Raw genomic sequence first — 21,159 nt, 5'->3', positions numbered from 1 at the left:
CGGGTCGCGTGCCCCCCGCGAACAGCAGGGGTGCGCGCCCGCCTCAGTAGTTTTTCTTCAGATCCATGCCTGCATACAGCTGGCCGACCTGCGCTTCATAGCCGTTGAACATCAGCGTCTTGTTGCGCTTGGCGAACAGCCCGCCGCCATCGCCGATGCGGCGCTCGGTCGCCTGGCTCCAGCGCGGATGGTCGACGTTCGGGTTCACGTTCGAATAGAAGCCATACTCCTGCGCCGCCGCCTTGTTCCAGGCCGTGCTCGGCTCCTTCTCGACGAAGCGGATCTTGACGATCGACTTGGCCGACTTGAAGCCGTATTTCCATGGCACCACGAGGCGCACCGGCGCGCCGTTCTGGTTGGGCAGCACCTCGCCGTACATGCCGAAGGCCAGCAGCGTGAGCGGATGCATCGCCTCGTCCATGCGCAGCCCCTCGGTGTAGGGCCAGTCGAGCACGCGCGAGCCGACGAAGGGCATGGTCTTCGGATCGGCCAACGTCACGAACTCGATGAACTTGGCGTTGCCCTGCGGCTCGACCTTCTTGATGAGCTCGGCCAGCGAATAGCCGACCCACGGAATGACCATCGACCAGCCTTCGACGCAGCGCAGGCGATAGATGCGCTCTTCCTGCGCGCTCAGCTTGAGCAGGTCCTCGATGCCGTACTTGCCCGGCTTCTTGACCAGGCCTTCGACCTCGACGGTCCACGGGCGCGTCTTCAGCGTGCCGGCGTTCTTGACCGGATCGCCCTTGTCGGTGCCGAACTCGTAGAAATTGTTGTAGCTCGACGCGTCCTTGTAGTCGGTGAGCTTTTCCATCGTCTGCGCACCGGGCACCGTCGATTTCACGGCAGGCAGCAGCGCCAGCTTGTGCGGGCCCGCGGTTTGCGCGAAAGCCTCGCGCCCCGCAAAGCTGGCCAGCGCCGCGCCAGCGACCCCGCCCGCCATCAGCTTGAGCAGGTCGCGCCGACCTTCGTAAGCAGCCCGCGGCGTGATTTCGCTCGACAGCGGATGGATGAAACCGCTGTTGTCGCGGCGGTGCGGACGGGAATGGAACGACATGACAAGCCTTTCGCGTGAATCGTTGTACTCAGGGTAGTTCGTGGCAAGCCCTGGTTTGGTTACGCGCCATGGCGGCGCGTGGTTTCAATTCTTCGCGAAAGGCGCGGAACCTGCGCCTACAGCGTGCCGTAGCTGTGCAGCCCGCTCAGGAACATGTTGACGCCGAGGAAAGCAAAGGTCGTGACCGCCAGGCCGCCGAGCGCCCACCAGGCTGCCACCGTGCCGCGCAGGCCCTTCACGAGTCGCATGTGCAGCCAGGCCGCGTAGTTGAGCCAGACGATCAGCGCCCAGGTTTCCTTCGGGTCCCAGCTCCAGTAGCCGCCCCAGGCGTCGGCTGCCCACAGGGCGCCGAGCACGGTGGCGATGGTGAAGAAGGCGAAGCCGACGGTGATCGACTTGTACATGACGTCGTCGAGCACCTCGTTGGCCGGCAGGCGGGCCGCGATGCGCTTGCGCCCGAGCAGGATGCCCGCGGCGATCAGCGCCGAGATGCCCGCGTAGATCACCCAGTAGCTGCCGCCGGCTTCCTGCACGCGCTGGCGGAACGCCACCGGCACGAAGCACAGCGCCACGCCCAGCAGCCAGATCGGCGTGAGCTTGTACCAGCGGGTCTCGGTGGCCTGCTCCTTGATGAGGTAAGCGAACGCCACCATCGCCGCCAGCGAGAACGTGCCGTAGCCGATGAAGTTGGCGGGCACGTGCAGCTTCATCCACCAGCTCTGCAGCGCAGGCACCAGTGGCTGGATCTCATGCGCCTCGCGCACGATCGTGTACCAGAGCAGGAAGCCAACCGCGGCGCTCACCACCAGCATCACGAAGGCGCCGAGCGCGCGCGTGTTGTAGCGCTCCTCGAAGTAGAGGTAAAACGCGGCCGTCAGCCAGCAGAACAACACGAACACTTCGTACAGGTTGCTCACCGGGATGTGGCCGATGTCCGGGCCGAGCTGGTGGCTTTCGTACCAGCGCACCATGGTGCCGATCAGCGCCATCGTCACCGCCGCCCAGGCCAGGCGCGAGCCGATCGCATCGAAGGTGTCGGACTGCTTGCCGCCGAAGAAGCCGAGCCAGTAGAACACCGTGCTCATGAAGAACAGCACGCTCATCCAGAGGATGGCCGACTGGCTCGAGAGGAAGTACTTGAGCCAGAACACCGAGTCGGCGCGCGCCAGGTCGCCTTGATACGACGTGATTGCCAACAGCGAGGCCGCAGCCACCACGATCGTCAGCACCCGCAGCGGTCGCCAGAACCAGCCGATGGAGATCATCGCGATCACCGCGGCGGCGAGGATGGGCTTCTCGTAATAGTCCATCGACCCCGCATAGCGGGTGAAGGCGAACAGGCCGCCGGCCAGCACCAGCGCCGCGAACACCCAGTCGAACAGGTTGCGGCGCGAGAGCCAGCTTTCATTGAGCGTGAGGGTCGTGGTGTTCATGGTGTCTCTGGTTCTGCTTTGTTCAGCGCGAGCAGCTTGTGCTTGAGATTCTCGAATTCGCGGTCGCTGTCGATCGTCTTGCGGTTGACCGAGAAGGCCATCGTGGCGGCCGTTGCGTTGTCCCCTGAAGCGGTGCCATCGGGGGTGAGCCACACCCACAGCCGACGCTCGCGCACGTACAGCATGGCAAAAATCCCGACGATCAGCAACAGACACCCGAGATAGACGACGTTCTTCCCAGGGGCACGCGCCACCTGGAACACGCTGGCCTGCACCTGGGTGAAGTCGGTCATCATCATCGCGACGGGCGCCGGGTAGAAGTGCGCATCGCTGATGGCCAGCACCGCCTGGGTGAGGTAGGCCTGCGACTTGTCGTCGCTCGGCAGGGCCGCAAGGCCCGCGCCTTCGCGGCTCAGGTTGAGCACCTCGAACAGCACGTCGTTGAGGATGCGCACCAGCACCGCCCCGGCGCGTTCGCGCTCGGCCTCGGGCACGTTGACTTCCATGAATTCGGCAATCGCCTGCCAGCCGCCGGCCGTCGTGGCATCGGCGCGGGCACGCTCGCTGCCCGAGAACAGCGCAAGCGCGCGGGTGGCCGACACGCGCAGCTGCTCGGCCATCTCGGGCCGCTTCGGATCGCTCGCCTTGGCGACGTAGCGTTCGATGGCGCGCGCGCGGGTGTCGGGGTCGCCGAGCGCGGTGCGCATGCGGACGAAGCCGTCCATCGAGCCCTGCTCGTCGGCCGGCACGCGCAGGTAGCGGAACGGGTCCTCGGGCTTCTCGCGCATGCCCAGCAGGAACACCGGCTGGCCGTCGCCGGTGTCGACCGGCACCATGTAGTTCTGGTACTCCCGCGCCTGGCCGGCGGCATCGCGCAACTTGTAGCCGATGCTCGGGCCGATGTTGCGCAGCACCTTCGGCTTGTTGGTCTTGTTGGCCGCGCCCAGGCGCGATTCGAGGCTGTGGCGCAGGTCGACCTTGCGCACGTCGGCGCCGCTGCCCATCGCGCCGCCGTCGGCGAAGTTCTCGACGTTGATCACGCGCAGCGCGGCGTATTCGAGCGTGAGCTTGTCCTTGCCGTTGGTGATCTCGGTGCTCGGGCCGCCGATGATCCCTTCGACCTCGAAGGGCTTGGCCGCGGCCGCCATCGGCACCGCCTTGAGCTTCACCTTGGAGCCGCCGTCGTCGAAGCTCGACTGGTAGATCTCCACGCCCTTGTAGCTGGCCGGATGGTTCACCTCGATGCGCGCCGGCACCTGCGCGCCGGTCTCGCGGTCGTGCAGCACCACCTCGCTCGCGAAGAGCTTGGGCATGCCGGTCGAGTAGTAGTCGACGATGAACTTCTTGAGTTCGATGGAGAACGGCAGCTCCTGCAGCAGCACGCCGTCGGCCTGGTTCAGGATGGCCACGCTGCCCTGCCCGCCCTCGGGCACGAGGATGTTGCCGCGGAAGGTCGGGTTGTTGACCGAGAGCCGGTGCTCGGGCGCCACGTCGGCGATCATGCCGCCGCCGGTGAAGACGCTCTTGCCGTTGAACCAGGTCTGCGCGCGCACCACGAGGTCGCCGTCGAGCAGGCCGCCGATGCACACCAGCACGATCGCGCTGTGCGCAGCGATGTAGCCCAGCTTGTGAGCGCCGCCGGCGCGCGCCGCGACCATCCAGCCCGGCGCCGCCTTGCCATCGCCCGAGCCGTCGCGTTGCTGCAGCTTGACCTTCCAGCCGCCGCTCACCAGCAGTTGGCCGATGCGGTTGGCGGCCGCGTCCGGTGTTTCGGCGAGCTTGTTCTCGGCGCGCTGGCCGAAGGCCTTCAAGCTCTGCGCGCGGATGTCTTCCTTGAAGGTCTTCAGGTCGACCAGGATCCGCGGCGTGTTGCGCGCAATGCACAGCGTGGTGCTGATCACCAGGAACAGCAGGATCAGCATGAACCACCAGGCGCTGTAGATCGAATCGAGCCGCGCCGCCCGGAAGAATTCAGCCCAGAACGGCCCGAACTGGTTGATGTAGTTGTTGATCGGCTCGTGCTGCTTGATGACCGTGCCGATGATCGAGGCGATGCAGATGACGGTGAGCAGCGCGATCGCGAACCGCATCGACGAGAACAGCTCCACCGCCGCGCGAAGCACTTGCGGGCCGCGATGAACGCGAAGGCCATGGGTGGAGACAGACATCGGGTGGGGCGCTGGAAAAGGAGGAAAAAGCAAAAGGGCGGGCCATCCTCCTGGATCGGCCCGCCCTTTGTTTGGGGTTGTTGTCGGCGGTTAGTTCACGCTGGAAAGCGCGGAATCAGCGCAGGCCGGCGATGTAGTCGGCCACGGCCTTGATTTCGCGGTCGTTGAGCTTGGCGGCGACGCCCGTCATCGGCAGGCTGTTCAGGCGCACGTTGTCGCGGAAGGCCGTCAGCTGGGCAATGGTGTATTCGGCGTTCTGGCCACCCAGGCGCGGGTACTGGGCGGGGATGCCGGCGCCGTTCGGGCTGTGGCAGCCTGCGCAGGCCGGGATCTGGCGATCGCCGATGCCGCCGCGGTAGATCTTCTCGCCGAGGGCGATGGTGTCCTTGTCCTTCGAGAAGCCGGTCTTGACCTTCTTCGAGCCGACGAACCACGCGATGTTGCGCATGTCTTCGTCCGACAGCGCCGAAGCCAGCGGCTTCATGATCGCGCTCTTGCGGGCGCCGGACTTGAAGTCCTGCAGCTGCTTGAGGATGTATTCGGGATGCTGTTGCGCCAGCTTCGGGTTGGCCGCGATGGCCGAGTTGCCGTCGGCGTTGTGGCACGAAGCGCAGCTCTGGCTGTTGGCCGGCGTTGCGTTGAACACCGTGTCGCCCTTGGCGGGGTCGGGCTTGGCCGGCTTGGCTGCTGCCGCTGCGGGGGCGGCTGCATGTTCATCGGCTGCAAAACTCGCGCTGGCTGTGACGCCCATGAGGGCTGCAAGCAGAATATTGGCAAACAACTTCATATCGGGGGCTTAGATTTATGGCGCAAAACCCCGCGATTCTACAATGGCGCCCCGTTCCGAAAGCCCATTGATGACCTCCCCGCGCGCCAAGTCCGCCGCTTATCCTCCCCGCGCGGCCCCCGCCGCGGACCCGCAGGTCGCCGAACGCGAGCGCGTGGCCCTCGGCTGGCTGCACACCGCCCACTTCCTCACCAGCGCTCCGCAGCTGGAACACCTGCCTCCGGTCGACCTTCCGGAGATCGCTTTCGTCGGCCGTTCGAACGCCGGCAAGTCGACCGCCATCAACACCCTCACGCAGCAGACGCGCCTGGCTTTTGCCTCGAAGACGCCGGGCCGCACGCAGCACATCAACCTGTTCGGCATCGGCAAGCAGAAGGTCGACGACGCGGTGCTGGCCGACCTGCCCGGCTACGGCTATGCGGCCGTGCCGAAGGAAGCCAAGCTGCGCTGGCAACGCGTGATGGGCAACTACCTCATGACGCGCGAAAGCCTGCGAGGGGTTGTCCTGATGTGCGATCCGCGCCACGGCCTGACCGAACTCGACGAGATCCTGCTCGATGTGATCCGCCCGCGCGTGCAGCAGGGCCTCAAATTCCTCATCCTGCTGACCAAGTCGGACAAGCTCACGCGCAGCGAGGGCGCCAAGGTGCTGTCGATCACGCGACTCCAGGCCGGCGGCGGCGAGGTCAAACTGTTCTCCGCGCTGAAGAAGCAGGGCGTCGGCGACGCGGCCCAGCTGCTGTGGCAGTGGGTGCACCCGGAAGGCGGCGCTGCGCCGGCCGAACCGCAGCAGCCGCAGGAAGAGCCGGAGCCACCGGAAGAAACCTGAGGCCGAACGGCTGCATTGACCGCCCCGCCTGCTTCGTTCACTATCAAAACAATAGCGACAGTCAACCCAAGGAGACGAGAAGCATGATCGAGACCTTCCAACGCAGCCTGCCCAACGGCACCACCCTGAGCTGCCGTGCGAGCGGCAAGCCGGGCCAGCCGCTGATGGTGTTCCTGCACGGCTTTCCCGAGGCCGCGTTCATCTGGGACGAACTGCTCGATTATTTCGCGGACCCCGCCCACGGCGGCTACCGCTGCGTGGCGCCCAACCTGCGCGGCTTCGAGAAATCCAGTTCGCCGACCGAGGTGGCCGAATACAAGGCGCACCTGCTGATCCAGGACATCCAGCAGCTCGTCGCCACCGAAAGCGCCGATGGCGCGATGGCCGCGCTGGTCGCCCACGACTGGGGCGGCGCCTTCGCCTGGGGCTACGCCAACGCGTTCCCGGAGCAGGTCGGCAAGCTGGTCATCATCAATTCGCCGCACCCCGGCACCTTCACGCGCGAACTGCGCAACAGCCCGGCGCAGCAGCAGGCCAGTGCCTACATGCACTTCCTCTCGCGCCCCGATGCCGAGGCGCTGCTCGCGGCCGACGACTTCAAGCGCATGTGGCCCTTCTTCACGCTGATGAAGGCCGGACCCGACGGTTTCGGCTGGCTCACCGAAGAAGTGAAGCAGCAGTACCGCGAGGTCTGGAGCGCTGGTCTCACCGGCGCCTGCAATCTCTACCGCGTGACGCCGATGAAGCCGCCGCTGCCGGGCCAGACCGTCGACAGCATCCCGGTGCTGCCGCGCGAGCGCTTCACGGTGAACGTGCCGACCTTCGTGTTCTGGGCGCTGGACGACGCGGCGCTGCTGCCGGGCCTGCTCGAAGGGCTCGAGGAATACGTGCCCAAGCTCGAGGTCAAGAAGGTGCCCAATGCGACCCACTGGATCGTGCACGAGCAGCCGCAGCTGGTTGCGCGCGAGATCGAGGCCTTCCTGCAGCACGACGCGTAATCAGTAGATATTCGGCTCGCCCTCGGGGCGGGTCTTGAAGCGGCGGTGCACCCAGTAGTACTGGGACGGCATCGCGTCGATATACCCCTGGAGCCGCTCGTTCATGAGCGCGGTATCGGCCTCGACGTCGTCGGTCGGGAAGTTCTGCCACCCCGACTTCACCTCGATCTCGTAGCCGCCGGGCGTGAGCTTCGCCACCACCGGCACCACCTTGGCCTTGCCCAGCCGCGCGAAGCGCGAGAGCGAGGGCACGGTCGCGGCCTGCACGCCGTAGAACGGCACGAAGATCGTCTGGTCGCGACCGAAGTCCATGTCGGGCAGCAGGTACAGCAGGCCGCCCTTGCGCAGGCCCGAGAGCACCGGCTTGATGCCGTCCACACGATTGAGCGCCGCGACATCACCGAAGCGCGTGCGGCCTTCGCGGATCCAGGCATCGACCATCGGGTCGCGCTGCGTCGTGTAGATCGTCGCCGAGGGGCGTGCGGTGTGCATGGTGAGCGCGGTGGCCGCGGCATCGAGGCCATAGAAGTGCGGCGCGAACAGGATCATCGGCGCGGTGCCCTCGGCGATCTCGGCGATCTCGGATGCCGAGCCCACGATCTTCAGGCGGCTCGCCACCACCTTCTCGGGCGCATGCCAGAGCCAGCTGCGGTCCAGCCACGACTGCGCGACGAAGACGAAGGTCTCGCGCGCGATGGCGCGGCGCTCGGCCTCCGATTTCTCCGGGAAGCAGATGGCGAGGTTCCTGTCGACCACGCGCCGCCGCGGCACGGCGATGGTGTGCAGCAAGCGGCCGAGGATCCTGCTGAAGCCGCGCACCAGCGGCAGGGGCAGCGGTGCCAGCACCCGCATGAAGCCGATACCGAGTCGAGAGCTGAGGCTCATGGCGTCTGCTCCCCGGTGGCAGTGGCAACAGCCCGGTCGGCACGCGGCTCCTTGTAGCGCGCGTAGTCCCAGACGTACTGGCCGGGCAGGCTGCGAATCAGGCGGCCGATGCCGTCGTTCATCGCCGCGGCCGCGTCTTCGACCGAAGCGTTCGGGTCGGTCAGCGCCGTGCCCACGATGGGCTCGAAGCGGATCACGTAGCCCGCGCCGCGCGGCAGCCGCTCGCACACACTGAGGAAACACGCCGCGCCGGTCTGCTGCGCGAGGCGCGGGAGCAGGGTCATGGTGTAGGCCGGCCGGCCGAGAAAAGGCACCCACACGCCCTGCCCCGCCGGTGGCACCTGGTCGGGCAGGATGCCGGTGTAGCCGCCATTGCGCAGCGTGCGGATCAGGCCGCGCACGCCGGTGTTGTTGGTCGGCAGCGTCTGCAGCCCGGGCCGGTCGCGCGAGCCCGCGGCGATCAGGTCGGCCATCCACTTCTTGCGCGCCGGACGGAACAGCGCGGTGATCGGCCCGAAGGCCTCGAAGAAGCGCTCGCCGATCGCCTGGCCGCACATCTCCCAGCTGCCCAGGTGCGGCGCGACCAGGATCACACCCTTCTTCGCCCGCATGGCGGCCTCAAAGGCCTCGACGCCTTCCCAACGCACCACGCGCGGCAGCACGCTCTCGCCCTGCGGACGCAGCCACAGCCAGGGCAGCTCGGAGGCCATGTGGCCGGCGGCGGCGATGGCGGGACGGTATTGGCCGGGCGCGAAACCCGCACTTTCGGCATGGGCCTTGAATCGGCGGCGGTAGTCAGGCGCGCAGAACCAGACCAGCCAGCCCAGCATGGCGCCCAGGCGATGCATCAACGGCATCGGCACGCGGGCGAGCAGGCGAAACAGGGTGATCATTGAACGGGAAAGGGAGTCAAAAAACGGACGCGCGCGCATGGTATTGCGCGGCTCGAATAGAATGCAAATTGTCGCCGAGTTACGGAACAACTTGCAGGGCGACAACCACAAGCGCAAAGCGATTGTGTACCGCCGATTCTTCGGCATCTGCTAAAGCGTTCGCCAGGGCTCCGCAGAGTTGGCAACGCGCCAAACCACTTCAAGGAGCTTTGAACAAATGGCGAACGACTTCCTCTTCACTTCCGAATCCGTCTCCGAAGGCCACCCCGACAAGGTTGCCGACCAGATCTCGGACGCCATCCTGGACGCGATCTTCGAGCAGGACCCCCGCAGCCGCGTGGCCGCCGAGACGCTGACCAACACCGGCCTCGTGGTGCTCGCCGGCGAGATCACCACCAACGCGCACGTCGACTACATCCAGGTCGCGCGCGACACCATCAAGCGCATCGGCTACGACAACACCGATTACGGCATCGACTACAAGGGCTGCGCGGTGATGGTCTGCTACGACAAGCAGTCCAACGACATCGCCCAGGGCGTGGACCACGCCTCCGACGACCATCTGAACACCGGCGCCGGCGACCAGGGCCTGATGTTCGGCTACGCCTGCGACGAAACGCCCGAGCTGATGCCCGCGCCGATCTACTACGCGCACCGCCTCGTGGAGCGCCAGGCCCAGCTGCGCAAGGATGGCCGCCTGCCCTTCCTTCGCCCCGATGCCAAGAGCCAGGTCACGATGCGCTACGTGGACGGCAAGCCCCACAGCATCGACACCGTGGTGCTCTCGACGCAGCACAGCCCCGACCAGAGCGAGACCTCGACCAAGATGAAGGCCTCGTTCAACGAAGCCATCATCGAAGAGATCATCAAGCCGGTGCTGCCCAAGGAATGGCTCAAGGACACGCGCTACCTGATCAACCCGACCGGCCGTTTCGTCATCGGCGGCCCGCAGGGCGACTGCGGCCTTACCGGCCGCAAGATCATCGTCGACACGTACGGCGGCGCCTGCCCGCACGGCGGCGGCGCGTTCTCGGGCAAGGACCCGTCGAAGGTCGACCGCTCGGCCGCCTATGCCGCACGCTACGTGGCCAAGAACATCGTGGCCGCCGGCATCGCGCGCCAGTGCCAGATCCAGGTGGCCTATGCGATCGGCGTGGCCGAGCCGATGAACATCACGGTCTACACCGAAGGCACGGGCCTCATTCCCGACGAGAAGATCGCCGAGCTCGTGCGCGAACATTTCGACCTGCGTCCGAAGGGCATCATCCAGATGCTCGACCTTCTGCGCCCGATCTACCAGAAGACCGCCGCCTACGGCCACTTCGGCCGCGAAGAGCCCGAGTTCACCTGGGAAGCGACGACGCAGGCGCCCGCACTGCGGGCAGCAGCCGGCCTCAAGTAAGTAGAAAAAGACGGTGGGTCGTCAGAAGCGGTACGCACCGCTCAGGCCCACCGTCCAGTTACGGCCCGGCGCGGGCTCGTAATAACGCGCATTGCCCTCGTTGACGATGACCGAGCCCACGTAGCGCCGGTCGAACAGGTTGTCGACACGCGCGAAGGCGTTGAACTCCCAGCGCTCCCATTTCTTCAGATAGCCCGCATACAGCGCCGCGACCGCATAGCCCGGCGCGCTCGCGGTGTTGACGTCGTTCGCCTGGATGCGCCCGAGCGCACGCATCTCGACACCGGCGCGCCAGCCCTCGGGCGGCACCCAGCCCAGCGACGCGAAGAGCGACTGCCGTGCGATGCCCGGAATGCGATTGCCGCCGGCCACGGTGTTGGCGGCCGCGCAGGGTGACGGCGAGCAGAAGGCATCGCGGTACGTCGCATCGAGCCATGTGTAGGCCAGCTGTGTGCGCCAGTGGTTCGACGTCTCGTGCTGCCAGCCCAGCTCGAAGCCGTTGCGCCGCGTGCGCCCCGCGTTCTGGAAGGTGGCGCGGCCGCCGACGTTGGTGTCGGTCACGATCTCATCACGCGTGCGGGTCTGGAACAGCGCCGCCGTCAGCAGCCCGCCGGCAAGTCGCGCCTTCGCGCCCAGTTCGATGCTGTCGTTCACCGACGGCCGCAGCGCGAAGTTGAGCCCGCTCGCGCCGCCCGAGCGGTACGAGAGCTCGTTGAGCGTCGGCGTCTCGAACCCGCGGCCGATGGAGCCATAGAGCGCGAGGTCCGGCGTCGCCTGGTAGCGCAGCGAAGCCACCGGCAGCGTCTTGCTGTAGCGCGCAGTGCCGCTGTCGTCGCGGTTCGCACCCACGATGTAGCGGTCGTTCGATGCGAAGTGCACGCTGCTGCGGCGCACGCCGGCCTCGAGCGTCCAGCGGTCGGTGAAGCGCCAGGTGGCCTGCGCATAAGGGTCGAGGTTCCAGACCTCGTTGCGCTCGCTGCGGCGCAGACGCCCCTGCACGCCCAGCACCGGGTTCGCGATGCTTCCAAGATAGTTCTCGTAGCCGCGGCGGCGCTCGCGCAGGCTGTCGTAGCCGAGGCCCGCCACCACGTCGAGCGGCCGGTCCGCCAGTTGCAGCGCGGCGGTCCAGCGCACGTCGACGCCGCCGTACTGCCGCGAGAGATCGATCACGCCGCCCGCATGCAACGGGTTCTGTTGCGCCGAGGGCGGGATCGACTGGTACTGCGTGGTCTTGCGCTCGCCGCCGTAGACCATGAGGCGCAGCCCCTGCGTCGCATCGATGCGCCGCTCGTAGAGCAGGCCGAGCTGCGTCTGCTCGACCGTCTTGCGCGTGTCGTATTGCGTCGCGAGCGGCGCGTTGCGGGGCGCGAGCGCATACTGGTCGGCGGTCAGGCCCAGCGGATCCTGCGCGTCGATGCGGACGCTGTTGAGCACGATCGTGAGCTTGTCGCCGTTGTCCAGCGCGATGCCCAGCTTGCCGTTGGCGATGTCGCGCCGCGCGGCGCTGTGCTCGCGCCAGCCGTCGGTGTGGAAGCGGCTCGCGCCCAGCAGGTAATCGACCGCGCCCTGCGATCCGCCGACCTGCAGCGACTGCCGCCAGGTGCCGAAGCTGCCGCCGGCCGCGGAATAGGAAAGCCGCGGCGCGCCCTCCCCCGACGCGGTGAAGGCCTGCAGCACCCCGCCCGATGAATTGCCGTAGAGCGCCGAGAACGGCCCGCGCAGCACCTCGACACGGTCGAGGGAGCCGATGTCGATGTTCGACGTCTGCCCTTGCCCATCGGGCAGCGTGGCCGGAATGCCGTCGACATAGAGCCGCACCCCGCGCACGCCGAAGGTCGAGCGCGCGCCGAAGCCGCGGATCGACAGCTGCAGGTCCTGCGCATAGTTCAGCCGGTTCTGCACCTGCAGCCCCGGCACTGCGCCGAGGCTTTCGGAGAGGTTCACCTGCAGGCGACTGTCGCGCATCTCCTCGCCATCGACTCGATCGACCGAGCCGGGCACGTTGAACGGCGCGACCTGGCCGCGCGGCGTGGAGACGGTGACCTCGGGCAGTTGGCCCGTCGTCGCTCTGGCCGTTGGCGTTGGCTGGCTATGTGCCGCGAATGGAATGCCCAACAACAGCAGTCGGACGGCGTGGGCGAGTGCGGCATTCATTGCAGCGATTCTGCGTTGGCACGCCAACGCCCTCGCCTAGCGAGAACCCGACGAGAAGGAAACGGCGTGCGGCTAGCGGTCGGGCGACCGGCGCCAGCCGTACCAGGCGCACACCGCGACCGGAATGCCCAATGCCACCCAGGCCAGCATGTCGCCGAACCCGCCGTCGCTGAACAGTGCGGAAATGAGGCCGATGGTCGTCAGCACGCCCAGCACGATCGGCCAGCCCCACATGCGCCAGAAGGATTGGTGCTGTGTCTTGTGGTGCGTTGTCATGCCTGCACCTTCATGGCCGGTGCCGGGTCGGGCTGCTGGCCCGAGGCCGTGGGTAGCGCGCGCTCCGTGGCGGGCGCAGTCGAGCCCGTCTTCGCCGGCACGGTGTTGCCGCGCTTGAGCCACAGGTAGAGCCCGCTGCCCAGCACGATGATGGTGGCGATGTCGAGCAGCGCCCAGAGGATCTGCATCGGCATGCCGCCGTAGTCGCCGAAGTGCAGCGGCTGCGACACGAGCAGGGCCGTGAGGTACCACGGCATCTTCGGCGCCGCCGTCACCTCCGCGGTCTTGGCATCGACCAGCACCGGCTGCAGCAGCTTGGAGGTGAAGGGCTCGCTGCCGCGCATGAAGAAGGTGTTGTGGTGCGGGCTCGAGAACGCGGTGCCGGGGAACGCGATGAACGTCAGCTTCATGCCGGGTGTGCGCTGCAGGGCTTCGTCCATCGAGCGCTGCACCGAGCCGCGTTCGGCCACGGCCACGACCGGCTCGTTCTTGTAGGGGGCGAGCAGCGTGCTGAGCTGGTCGTACTGCCAGTACTTGATGACCAGGTCGGCCCACGTGTTGATCATGCCGGTGGAACCCACCACGAACAGCCACACCAGCGTGACGACGCCCAGCAGGTTGTGCAGGTCGAGCCACTTCAGGCGCGGGCGTTTCTCGCGCCGCACGGTGCCGAAGTCGAGCTTGCGCATGAAGGGCGAATAGAGCACCACGCCCGAGACGATCGCCACCAGCAGCAGGAAGCCCATGAAGCCGAGGAACAGTTTGCCGGGAAGCCCCGCGAACAGATCGACGTGCAGCTTGAACATCACGTACATGAAGCCCTCGTCGAACTTGGGCTGGGCCAGCACGACGCCGGTGCGCGCATCGACCGCGACGGACTTGAAGTCGTCGGTGGGCGCCGGCGTGGGCGTGAGCGTGACGAACCACAGGCCGTCGTCGTCCTCGGGCTGCGACGCGAACTGCACCACGCGGTCGGGGTGCTTGGCCTTGGCGATCTCCAGCACCTTGTCCAAGCTGATGCGCGGCGTGTTGGCCGGCATCTTCGGCGCCTCGACCTCGGTGCCCAAGAGGTGCCCGATCTCGTGATGAAAGATCAGCGGCAGACCGGTGATGCACAAGAGCAGCATGAACACCGTGCACACGAGGCTGCTCCACTTGTGCACCCAGGCCCAGGTCTTGATCTTTCGGCTGTTCATGTCGTCGTGCTATGCGGGTTGAAGGCGGAGTTTAGAAGCGGTAGGTGGCGCTCGCGACGATGTTGCGGCGCGAACCGTACCAGCAGTCACCGCGCGACAGGCAGGTAGAGAAGTACTTCTTGTCCGTCACGTTGTTGATGTTGAGCGCATAGCGCCAGCTCGCAGTGTCGTAGGCGAACACGAGGTCGGCCAGCACAACGCCCGGAATGCGGGGACCGGTGCCGAACTGGAGGTCGCGGAACGAGCTCATCGCCCGCACGCCGGCGCCAGCCGAGAAGCCACTCACGCCGCCGATGGCGAACCTGTACTTCGCCCAGACGCTGGCCTGGTGCTTGGGCAGGCCTTCGATCTGTACGTCGGCATCGGTGTAGTTGTAGTGCGCGATCAGGTCGAGGTTGGAACCGATCGAGCCCTTGGCTTCCAGTTCCACGCCCTTGGTCTTGGTGAGGCCGCGCTGCGAGAACACGTTCGGCTGCTCTTCGACGACCTGGTTCTTCTCACGCAGGTCGTACACCGCGGCGCTGAAGGCCAGGGCACGATCCTTGGGTTCGTACTTGACGCCCACTTCCCACTGCTCGCCGCGCAGCGGCGTGAAGATCTGCCCCTGGCGCGGCGACTGCGGCGTGAATGACTCGCTGTAGCTCACATACGGCGACCAGCCCGAGGGCGACGCGTACATCAGCCCAAAGCGCTTGGTGGTGGCGCTGCTCTTTTGCTCGTCGCTGCCCGCGGCGCTGGAGGAAGCCCGGTCGTGACGCAGGCCCGCCACGAAGATCCAGTTGTCGAGCTTCATCTGGTCCTGCAGGTAGATGCCCGTCTGGCGCTGGCGCGTGCGCGGCAGCGCGGTGGCATCGGGCACGTCGCGGTGACCATACACCGGCGCGTAGACGTCGATGGTGTCGACATTGGTGCCGCTCCAGACGTTCTCGCGCTGGCGCGCGAAATCCGCACCCACCAGCAGCGTGTGCTTGAGGGCGCCGGTCTGGAAATGGCCCTCGACGTGGTTGTCCAGCGTCTGGGTGCGGTTGAGGGTCAGCTGGTTGTCGAAGTAGCGGCCCAGCACGCGCTTGAAGATCGGATCGCTGGACCAGCTGTCGAACCCGCTGAACGCGGCGCCATAGTGGTACTGGTTGGCGTTTTCGTTCTGCGCGTAGCGGAAGTTCTGCCGCACGGTCCAGTCGTCGTTGAACTTGTGCTCGAACAGCCAGCCGAAGGTCTTGCGCTCGCTGTTGTAGAAGTCGCCCGGCTCGCCGATGTAGCGACTGCCCGGCAGGCGCCCGTTGGGGTTCGGCAGCAGGGTGCCCTCCCACGGCAGGAACTGCGAGCTGCTGCCGCTCTTGTCCTTTTGCCACAGGCCCTGCAGCGTGAGCGAGGTCGCCGCGTTGGGGCGCCAGGTGAGCGAGGGGGCGATCAGGCTGCGGTCGTCGGGCACGTAGTCGACCTGGGTGTCCGACTTGCGCTGCACAGCGATCAGCCGGTACGACAGCGAACCGTCGGCATTGAGCGGCCCGGTCAGGTCGGCCTGGATCTGCTTGCGGCCGAAGCTGCCGAACTGCACGCCCACTTCGCGCTGGGCCTCCTGCAGCGGCCGCTTGCTGACCATGTTGACCACGCCCGCGGCGGTACCTGCACCGAACAGCATGCCCGAGGGGCCGCGCAGCACTTCGAGCCGCTCCAGCGTGTAGGGGTCGGTGCGGGTGGTGCTGGTGTAGTAGCCGTAGGCCTGGCGCAGGCCGTCGAGGTAGACGTCGGGGGTGGCGCCGCGAACGCGCATCGAGTCGGTCCGCGAGTCGAGGCCGTAGGCATCGGAGCGCACGCCGGCGGCGTAGTTGAGCGCGTCCTGCAGGTTGGTCGCGCCCTGGTCGACGATCTGGTCGCGCGTCACGACGGTCACGGACTGCGGTGTTTCCGACAGCGGCGTGTCGGTCTTGGTAGCGGTGACAGCGTTCTTCGCGCGGTAGCCGATGACGGGGCTGGTCGCGGTTTCGGCTTCGGCATTCGCATCGACCCGCACTTCCGGCAGCGAACCCTGGGCTGCCGTCTGGGCCAAGACCTGGTGCTGCATGTAAACGGCCATGCATCCCACCAGCACCGAAGCGGCTCTGCGCCGCACCAACGTCCTCTTCATTCCTGCTCACTCCAACTGTTAATTACGAATAATTCTCATTTTAGTAGGTAGAAAATCTCAGTTTGTCCAATCCCCGGGCGTGACAAAGGGGTTGCGTTGTGCTTTTGCATCCTCGGCGCAGGGCGGAGCGGCTACGATGCCGCGGGCACATTTCTCCGTGCCGGCAGGTCTCATGCACAAGCTCATTGCCCTTCTGATTCCTGCGCTGCGCGCGCCGGTCCTGCTGCTGATCGCCCTGGTGCTCACGGGCTGCGCCGGACTCCCGCCGCGCACACCCGAGCCGCCGAGCCAGGCCATCGCGATCTCTCCCGCCACTGCGCTCGGCCGCGCGGCCATCAGCCTGAACACGCCGCCCGACGGGCTCTCCAGCCTGCGGCCGCTGATCGAGGCGTCCTACGCCCTCGACGCCCGGCTGGAGCTGATGCGGCGCGCCCAGTCCTCGCTCGACGTGCAGACCTACCAGCTGGGCAACGACAAGACCGGCCGGCTCCTGCTGCGGGAGCTGCGCGATGCGGCACGCCGCGGCGTGCGCGTGCGCCTGCTGCTCGACGACTTCTACACGGCGGGCATGGACCGCCTGCTGCTGGGCCTGGCCGCAGAGCCCAACGCCGAAGTGCGGCTCTTCAACCCGTTCGTGAACATGCGCGACCACTCGTCCGGGCGGTGGCTGGAGTTCTTCGGCGATTTCCGGCGGCTCAACCATCGCATGCACAACAAGCTGTTCGTGGTCGACGGCGCCATGGTCATCGCGGGTGGCCGCAACCTGGCCGACGAATACTTCCTGCGCAGCGAGAGCGCGAACTTCATCGACTTCGAAGTGCTCATGGCCGGCCCGGTGGTTCCGGAGTCGGCCGCCATCTTCGAGACCTACTGGAACAGCGACGTGGTCTACCCGCTGCAGCGGGTTGCGGGCACCAACCGCACACCGGACGAGCTCAAGTCCGCGTTCGAGACCGACACCTCCCCGCGCTACGCCCCGCCGCCCGACCCGCTGGCCGCCACCGACCTGCTCGGCGACCCGCCGCTGGCCGTGCAGCTCGCGAACATCGACGAGGCGAAATGGATGCGTGCGGAGGCACATGCCACCGCCGACAGCCCCAACAAGGCCCTGGGCGTCATGGCGCACCCGACCGAATCGCTGGCGCAGCGCTTCCACGAAATGCTGGCCACCGCCCAGTCGAACGTGGTGGTGATCTCGCCCTACTTCATCCCGGGCGACGAGGGCATGGCGCGCATCCGCATGGGACGCGACCACGGGATCAACATCACCGTCATCACCAATTCGCTCGCCGACAGCGACGAGCCGCTGGTCAACATCAACTACAACCGCTATCGCGTCGACATGCTCAAGCTGGGCGTGAATCTGTACGAGGTCAGCACCCAGCAGCTGCGGCGCAGCGGCCAGTTCCGCGACCTTCTCAAGAAGGCGCGGGGCCGGCTGCACGCCAAGCTGGCGCTGGTCGACCGCCAATGGGTGCTGCTCGGCTCCATGAACCTCGATCCGCGCTCTGCCCGGCTCAACACCGAGTTCGGTGTGCGCGTGCGCAGCTTCGACCTCACGCAGGCGCTGCTTTTCGCCTACCAGCTGGACGACATCGAGGGCGTCTACCGCGTGGTGCTCAAGCCTGACGGCCAGAACGTCGAATGGATCGGCACAGGCGACGTCAACAACGAGGTGCTCGACAGCGAGCCGGATTCGAGCATGCTGACCCGGCTGCAGCTGCTGCTCTTCTCATGGTTCGTGCCCACCGACCAGTTGTGAACGACCCGCTGCCGTTTGGGCGGCAAGCAGTTATCGAACATCGTGCCCCAGGAATGAGCGCGCCCGCAGCCCCTGCCTAGACTTGTTTTCCAGAGGCAAGGGTGCTGGCATCCATTTTTGGGGGGCGACAGGACAACATGGGCACGAGGAGACATTCGAGGAGAAGAAAAGAGAAGGGACGCGGCACGCCATCTCCCCGCAGCGCGGCCGCACGGTGCCGCTAGGGCGCGGAGATGGCGTTCACGCTCAAGGACATCGACCACTTCCTGGCGGTTGCGAAAGTCGGGCATGGGGCCCACCTGGCGCAAGCCCTCGACCTCACGCCCTCTGCGCTGACGAAGTCGATTCACCGGGTCGAATTCGCCTTCGGACTTGCGCTTTTCGAACGCAATGCACGCGGGGCACACCTGACGCAGGCGGGGCTGCGCTTCCTCGAGGTCGCCCAGCGCCTGAGCACCGGCTACGCGGATGCCACGCGCGTTGTGGCGCAGATGCGGGATCGCCGCGCGGGGTTCATACGGATCGGATTCTCCAGCGCCGCCCAGGCGCTGCAGATGTCCGGGACGATCGCGGGACTGCTCGATGCGCATCCGGGCCTGAAGCTGTCGTGCCGGATCGAACTGCCGCATCCCCTGATCGTGCAGGGCATCCGCAATGGAGAACTGGACATGGGCGTCACCTCGAGCATCGCCTCCGTGCCGGCAGGCGTGAGGAACACGGCGCTCGGCCGCGATCCGCTGCTCCCCATCGTCCGCTCGGACCATCCGCTGGCCCCAAGGCAGACGCTGACGCTCTCGGACCTGCAGCCGTATCGCTGGGCTTTGGCCTCGTCGTCTTCCGCGGTCGGCGACGCATTGAACGCGCTGTTCGAAAGCGAGGGGCTTTCGCCGCCCGTCGTGGCGATTCAATCCGACCAGGCCTCGGAGTTCGCACTCCTGCTCGCGCGCCACGCCAACCTGATCACCCTCGCCTCGCGCTCGCTGTGGAATGCGGCGAGCCGCGAGGGCCTCTGCACGCTCACGGTCCCCCAGCTCAGGATCGTCCCGTCGATCCGACTCCTCACGCGCAGCGGCGCCCATTGGACGCCGCTGGCAAAGACTTTCAGGGATGCACTGGCCGCCGGCGCGCAGTCGATGCTGGCCGCGGACCAGTGAGCAGGCTGGCCGGTGCGGCGGCGTTCTCTCATGGGTCGCAGAGGGTCAGCAGGTAGCCAAGACCGTAGAGGGTGGAAAGCGTCACGCCGATCCCGGCATCGAAGTTGAGCTTGAGCTTCCTGCGGATGCCCGCGACGTGCACGTCGATCATTCGCGCACCGATCGGCCGGATGCCGCTCCAGGACCAGATGTTCTTGAAGATCGCGTCGCGCGACTGCACGACACCCGCGTTCCGAAAAAGGAATAGCGCCAAATCGAACTCCCGGGGCCTCAGCCGGACACGCTCCTCATCGAAATTCACGGTGCGGGATCGCGGATCGAACAGATAGCGCCCGAAGGCGAGGCGCTCGAGAAGATCCGGCGACCGCGCCGCTTTGAGCGAGGCGGCGATGCGCGCGACGACCTCGCACTCCTCGCAGGGCAGCACGATGAAATCGTTCGCCGGATCCATGATGAAGGTCTCCGCGCTTCGCAGTTGTTCGGGACGCATCATCAGCAGCATCGGCGTGGAAGCCCCGATGACTCGCCGCAGGCTGCGCGCGCCGGACAACGCAGCGTCCTGGTCGCCGTCGAATGCGGCCAGCACGATGTCGAACCTGTCGCCCGCGCCCAGCGCCCGCAACAGGTCCGCGGGGCGCCGGAACTCCGCCAGTCCGTGCCCCAGCGTTCGGATCACATCGCCCACGAAATCCCTGTCCGGGTCCGACGCTTCGAGCACGGCGATGCGCGTGCCTGGCTCTCGCGGGATCTCGGCGCGGCCGAAGGACCGGCACACCGCATCCAGGGACCGGACGCTCGCTTCATGCGTTTCCAAGAGATTCCTTTCCCGCCTGCAATCCGGGCAGCTGCCATCCGTTCGAACCACCACGAAGGTGGAGGTTTGTTAACGGATCGATTGAATCTACCCAGGCCCTGCGCACCGCGGCATTCCCGAAACGGGCGATAGCCATAACGAGAGCGCAAAGAACGCGAGAGAACGCGAAAGTGCGAGAGATCTGCCGGCCTTCCCGCCCCATCAGTTCGTCGCTTGAATGCCCGCGCGGCGCGCGAAGGCGCGCCATTTTTCATCCTCGGCGCGCACGAAAGACGCCACGGCGGCCGGCGACCCCGCTCCCGGCAAAGACCCGATGGCCCGCAGCGGCTCCTTCATCTCCTCGGAGACCATGATGTCGTTCAGCCACCGGTTCAACTGCGCAACGCAATCCAGCGGCACGCCCTCGGGCACGGCCAGCGCGTACCACTGGCTGATGTCGTAGCCAGGGACACCGGCCTCCTGCATCGTCGGAACATCAGGCAGCACACCGGGCAGGCGGGCCGCACTGGTCACCGCGTACACCCTGACCTTCCCCGCCCGGATGTAGGGAAGCAGCGGCATCACGCCGAGCATGCCCAGGGGAACCTGCCCGCCGACGACGTCCCCCACGGCCTGGCTTCCGCCCTTGTAGGGCACGTGCAGCATGGCGGTGCCGGCCAGCTTGTTGAGCAGCTCACCCGCCAGGTGCTGGGGTGTTCCGAGACCCGAGGACGCGTAGCTCCAGGCCTCCGGCCTGCGGCGCATCTCTTTCAGGAGCGCCTGCAGATCCGCAGGCGGCGCATTGGCCATGGAGGCGACCAGCACCATCGGCCCCTTCGACAGCAGCGCCACGGGCTTGAGTCCGTTGCCGAATCGCGGTACGTCCTGCGCCTCGATGCCGGGGCCGGTGACCGTCATGACCGTATAGCCGTCCGCAGGGGCCGACGCGGTGGCACGCAACGCGAGTGCGCCCGAGGCACCGACCTTGTTTTGCACGACCACGGGCTGCCCCGTCTTCCGGCTCAGCAGCTGGGCCACCATCCGCGCCTGCGTGTCCATCGTGCCGCCCGGAGGGAAACCGACGATCCAGGTGATCGCCTTGGCATGCGGCCACACGGGCGCCTCGGCCCCGGAGGCCGGGATCCACAAACTTGCGGCGAGGGCTGCCAGAAGGCTGACCGTCGAAAGTTTCATAGAGGTCGAACACAAGGGCCACCATGCCCTCTCTCTGCGTGGCGCATCCA

Annotated in this window: 17 protein-coding genes; 5 read left to right on the top strand and 12 right to left on the bottom strand. The window is 66.8% G+C overall.

Features of this window, described 5'->3' with window-relative positions:
- Positions 1 to 43: 43 nt before the first annotated feature.
- From msrP to GNX71_RS06055, 4 genes are all read right to left on the bottom strand, one after another.
- The gene (msrP, locus tag GNX71_RS06070) at positions 44 to 1,057 is read right to left on the bottom strand and encodes a protein-methionine-sulfoxide reductase catalytic subunit MsrP (RefSeq protein ID WP_206177485.1); all 1,014 of its coding nucleotides are present in this window, start codon (positions 1,055 to 1,057) and stop codon (positions 44 to 46) included.
- A gap of 116 nt (positions 1,058 to 1,173) precedes the next feature.
- The gene (gene ccsB / locus GNX71_RS06065) at positions 1,174 to 2,490 is read right to left on the bottom strand and encodes a c-type cytochrome biogenesis protein CcsB (protein WP_206177484.1); all 1,317 of its coding nucleotides are present in this window, start codon (positions 2,488 to 2,490) and stop codon (positions 1,174 to 1,176) included.
- Entirely contained in the window at positions 2,487 to 4,658 is a 2,172-nt protein-coding gene (locus tag GNX71_RS06060; RefSeq protein ID WP_206177483.1) for a cytochrome c biogenesis protein ResB, read from the bottom strand. The genes ccsB and GNX71_RS06060 overlap by 4 nt, the downstream gene beginning before the upstream one ends.
- A gap of 115 nt (positions 4,659 to 4,773) precedes the next feature.
- Positions 4,774 to 5,445, bottom strand: coding sequence for a c-type cytochrome (locus GNX71_RS06055; RefSeq protein WP_206177482.1), 672 nt, complete (start codon positions 5,443 to 5,445; stop codon positions 4,774 to 4,776).
- Between the two features lie 70 nt (positions 5,446 to 5,515).
- On the opposite strand from GNX71_RS06055, the gene yihA reads away from it, so the two are divergent.
- Both yihA and GNX71_RS06045 read left to right on the top strand, forming a co-directional pair.
- A complete protein-coding gene (gene yihA / locus GNX71_RS06050) occupies positions 5,516 to 6,274 on the top strand; it encodes a ribosome biogenesis GTP-binding protein YihA/YsxC (RefSeq protein ID WP_206177481.1) in 759 nt (252 codons plus the stop codon).
- An 83-nt stretch (positions 6,275 to 6,357) separates the two neighbouring features.
- On the top strand, positions 6,358 to 7,272 hold the full coding sequence (locus GNX71_RS06045) for an alpha/beta hydrolase (protein ID WP_206177480.1): 915 nt from the start codon (positions 6,358 to 6,360) through the stop codon (positions 7,270 to 7,272).
- On the opposite strand, the gene GNX71_RS06040 is transcribed toward GNX71_RS06045, so the two are convergent.
- Both GNX71_RS06040 and GNX71_RS06035 read right to left on the bottom strand, forming a co-directional pair.
- Complete coding sequence (locus GNX71_RS06040; RefSeq protein WP_206177479.1) at positions 7,273 to 8,157, bottom strand: lipid A biosynthesis acyltransferase; 885 nt, start codon at positions 8,155 to 8,157, stop codon at positions 7,273 to 7,275.
- Positions 8,154 to 9,050, bottom strand: coding sequence for a lysophospholipid acyltransferase family protein (locus tag GNX71_RS06035; protein WP_206177478.1), 897 nt, complete (start codon positions 9,048 to 9,050; stop codon positions 8,154 to 8,156). Before GNX71_RS06035 ends, GNX71_RS06040 begins: the two co-directional genes overlap by 4 nt.
- Positions 9,051 to 9,267: 217 nt before the next feature.
- Here GNX71_RS06035 and metK point away from each other — a divergent pair, with 217 nt between their 5' ends.
- The gene (gene metK / locus GNX71_RS06030; protein ID WP_206177477.1) at positions 9,268 to 10,452 is read left to right on the top strand and encodes a methionine adenosyltransferase; all 1,185 of its coding nucleotides are present in this window, start codon (positions 9,268 to 9,270) and stop codon (positions 10,450 to 10,452) included.
- 21 nt (positions 10,453 to 10,473) lie between these two features.
- Here the strand turns inward: metK and GNX71_RS06025 are convergent, their stop codons facing one another.
- From GNX71_RS06025 to GNX71_RS06010, 4 genes are all read right to left on the bottom strand, one after another.
- On the bottom strand, positions 10,474 to 12,606 hold the full coding sequence (locus GNX71_RS06025) for a TonB-dependent receptor (RefSeq protein WP_206177476.1): 2,133 nt from the start codon (positions 12,604 to 12,606) through the stop codon (positions 10,474 to 10,476).
- A gap of 72 nt (positions 12,607 to 12,678) precedes the next feature.
- Entirely contained in the window at positions 12,679 to 12,882 is a 204-nt protein-coding gene (locus tag GNX71_RS06020; protein WP_206177475.1) for a hypothetical protein, read from the bottom strand.
- Positions 12,879 to 14,078 carry a PepSY domain-containing protein gene (locus GNX71_RS06015; protein WP_206177474.1) on the bottom strand — a complete coding sequence of 400 codons (1,200 nt, stop codon included), beginning with the start codon at positions 14,076 to 14,078 and terminating at the stop codon, positions 12,879 to 12,881. Before GNX71_RS06015 ends, GNX71_RS06020 begins: the two co-directional genes overlap by 4 nt.
- A gap of 31 nt (positions 14,079 to 14,109) precedes the next feature.
- A complete protein-coding gene (locus GNX71_RS06010; RefSeq protein ID WP_206177473.1) occupies positions 14,110 to 16,206 on the bottom strand; it encodes a TonB-dependent siderophore receptor in 2,097 nt (698 codons plus the stop codon).
- A 172-nt stretch (positions 16,207 to 16,378) separates the two neighbouring features.
- On the opposite strand from GNX71_RS06010, the gene GNX71_RS06005 reads away from it, so the two are divergent.
- Both GNX71_RS06005 and GNX71_RS06000 read left to right on the top strand, forming a co-directional pair.
- Entirely contained in the window at positions 16,379 to 17,968 is a 1,590-nt protein-coding gene (locus tag GNX71_RS06005; protein WP_206177472.1) for a phospholipase D family protein, read from the top strand.
- Between the two features lie 233 nt (positions 17,969 to 18,201).
- A complete protein-coding gene (locus GNX71_RS06000; RefSeq protein WP_206177471.1) occupies positions 18,202 to 19,122 on the top strand; it encodes a LysR family transcriptional regulator in 921 nt (306 codons plus the stop codon).
- 28 nt (positions 19,123 to 19,150) lie between these two features.
- On the opposite strand, the gene GNX71_RS05995 is transcribed toward GNX71_RS06000, so the two are convergent.
- Both GNX71_RS05995 and GNX71_RS05990 read right to left on the bottom strand, forming a co-directional pair.
- Positions 19,151 to 19,936, bottom strand: a complete 786-nt coding sequence (locus tag GNX71_RS05995) for a winged helix-turn-helix domain-containing protein (protein WP_206177470.1) — start codon at positions 19,934 to 19,936, stop codon at positions 19,151 to 19,153.
- Between the two features lie 201 nt (positions 19,937 to 20,137).
- The gene (locus GNX71_RS05990) at positions 20,138 to 21,109 is read right to left on the bottom strand and encodes a tripartite tricarboxylate transporter substrate binding protein (protein WP_206177469.1); all 972 of its coding nucleotides are present in this window, start codon (positions 21,107 to 21,109) and stop codon (positions 20,138 to 20,140) included.
- Positions 21,110 to 21,159 lie beyond the last annotated feature (50 nt).

It is taken from the genome of Variovorax sp. RKNM96 (assembly GCF_017161115.1).
Lineage (GTDB): Bacteria > Pseudomonadota > Gammaproteobacteria > Burkholderiales > Burkholderiaceae_C > Variovorax.
This window is presented reverse-complemented; position numbering and strand designations above follow the sequence as displayed.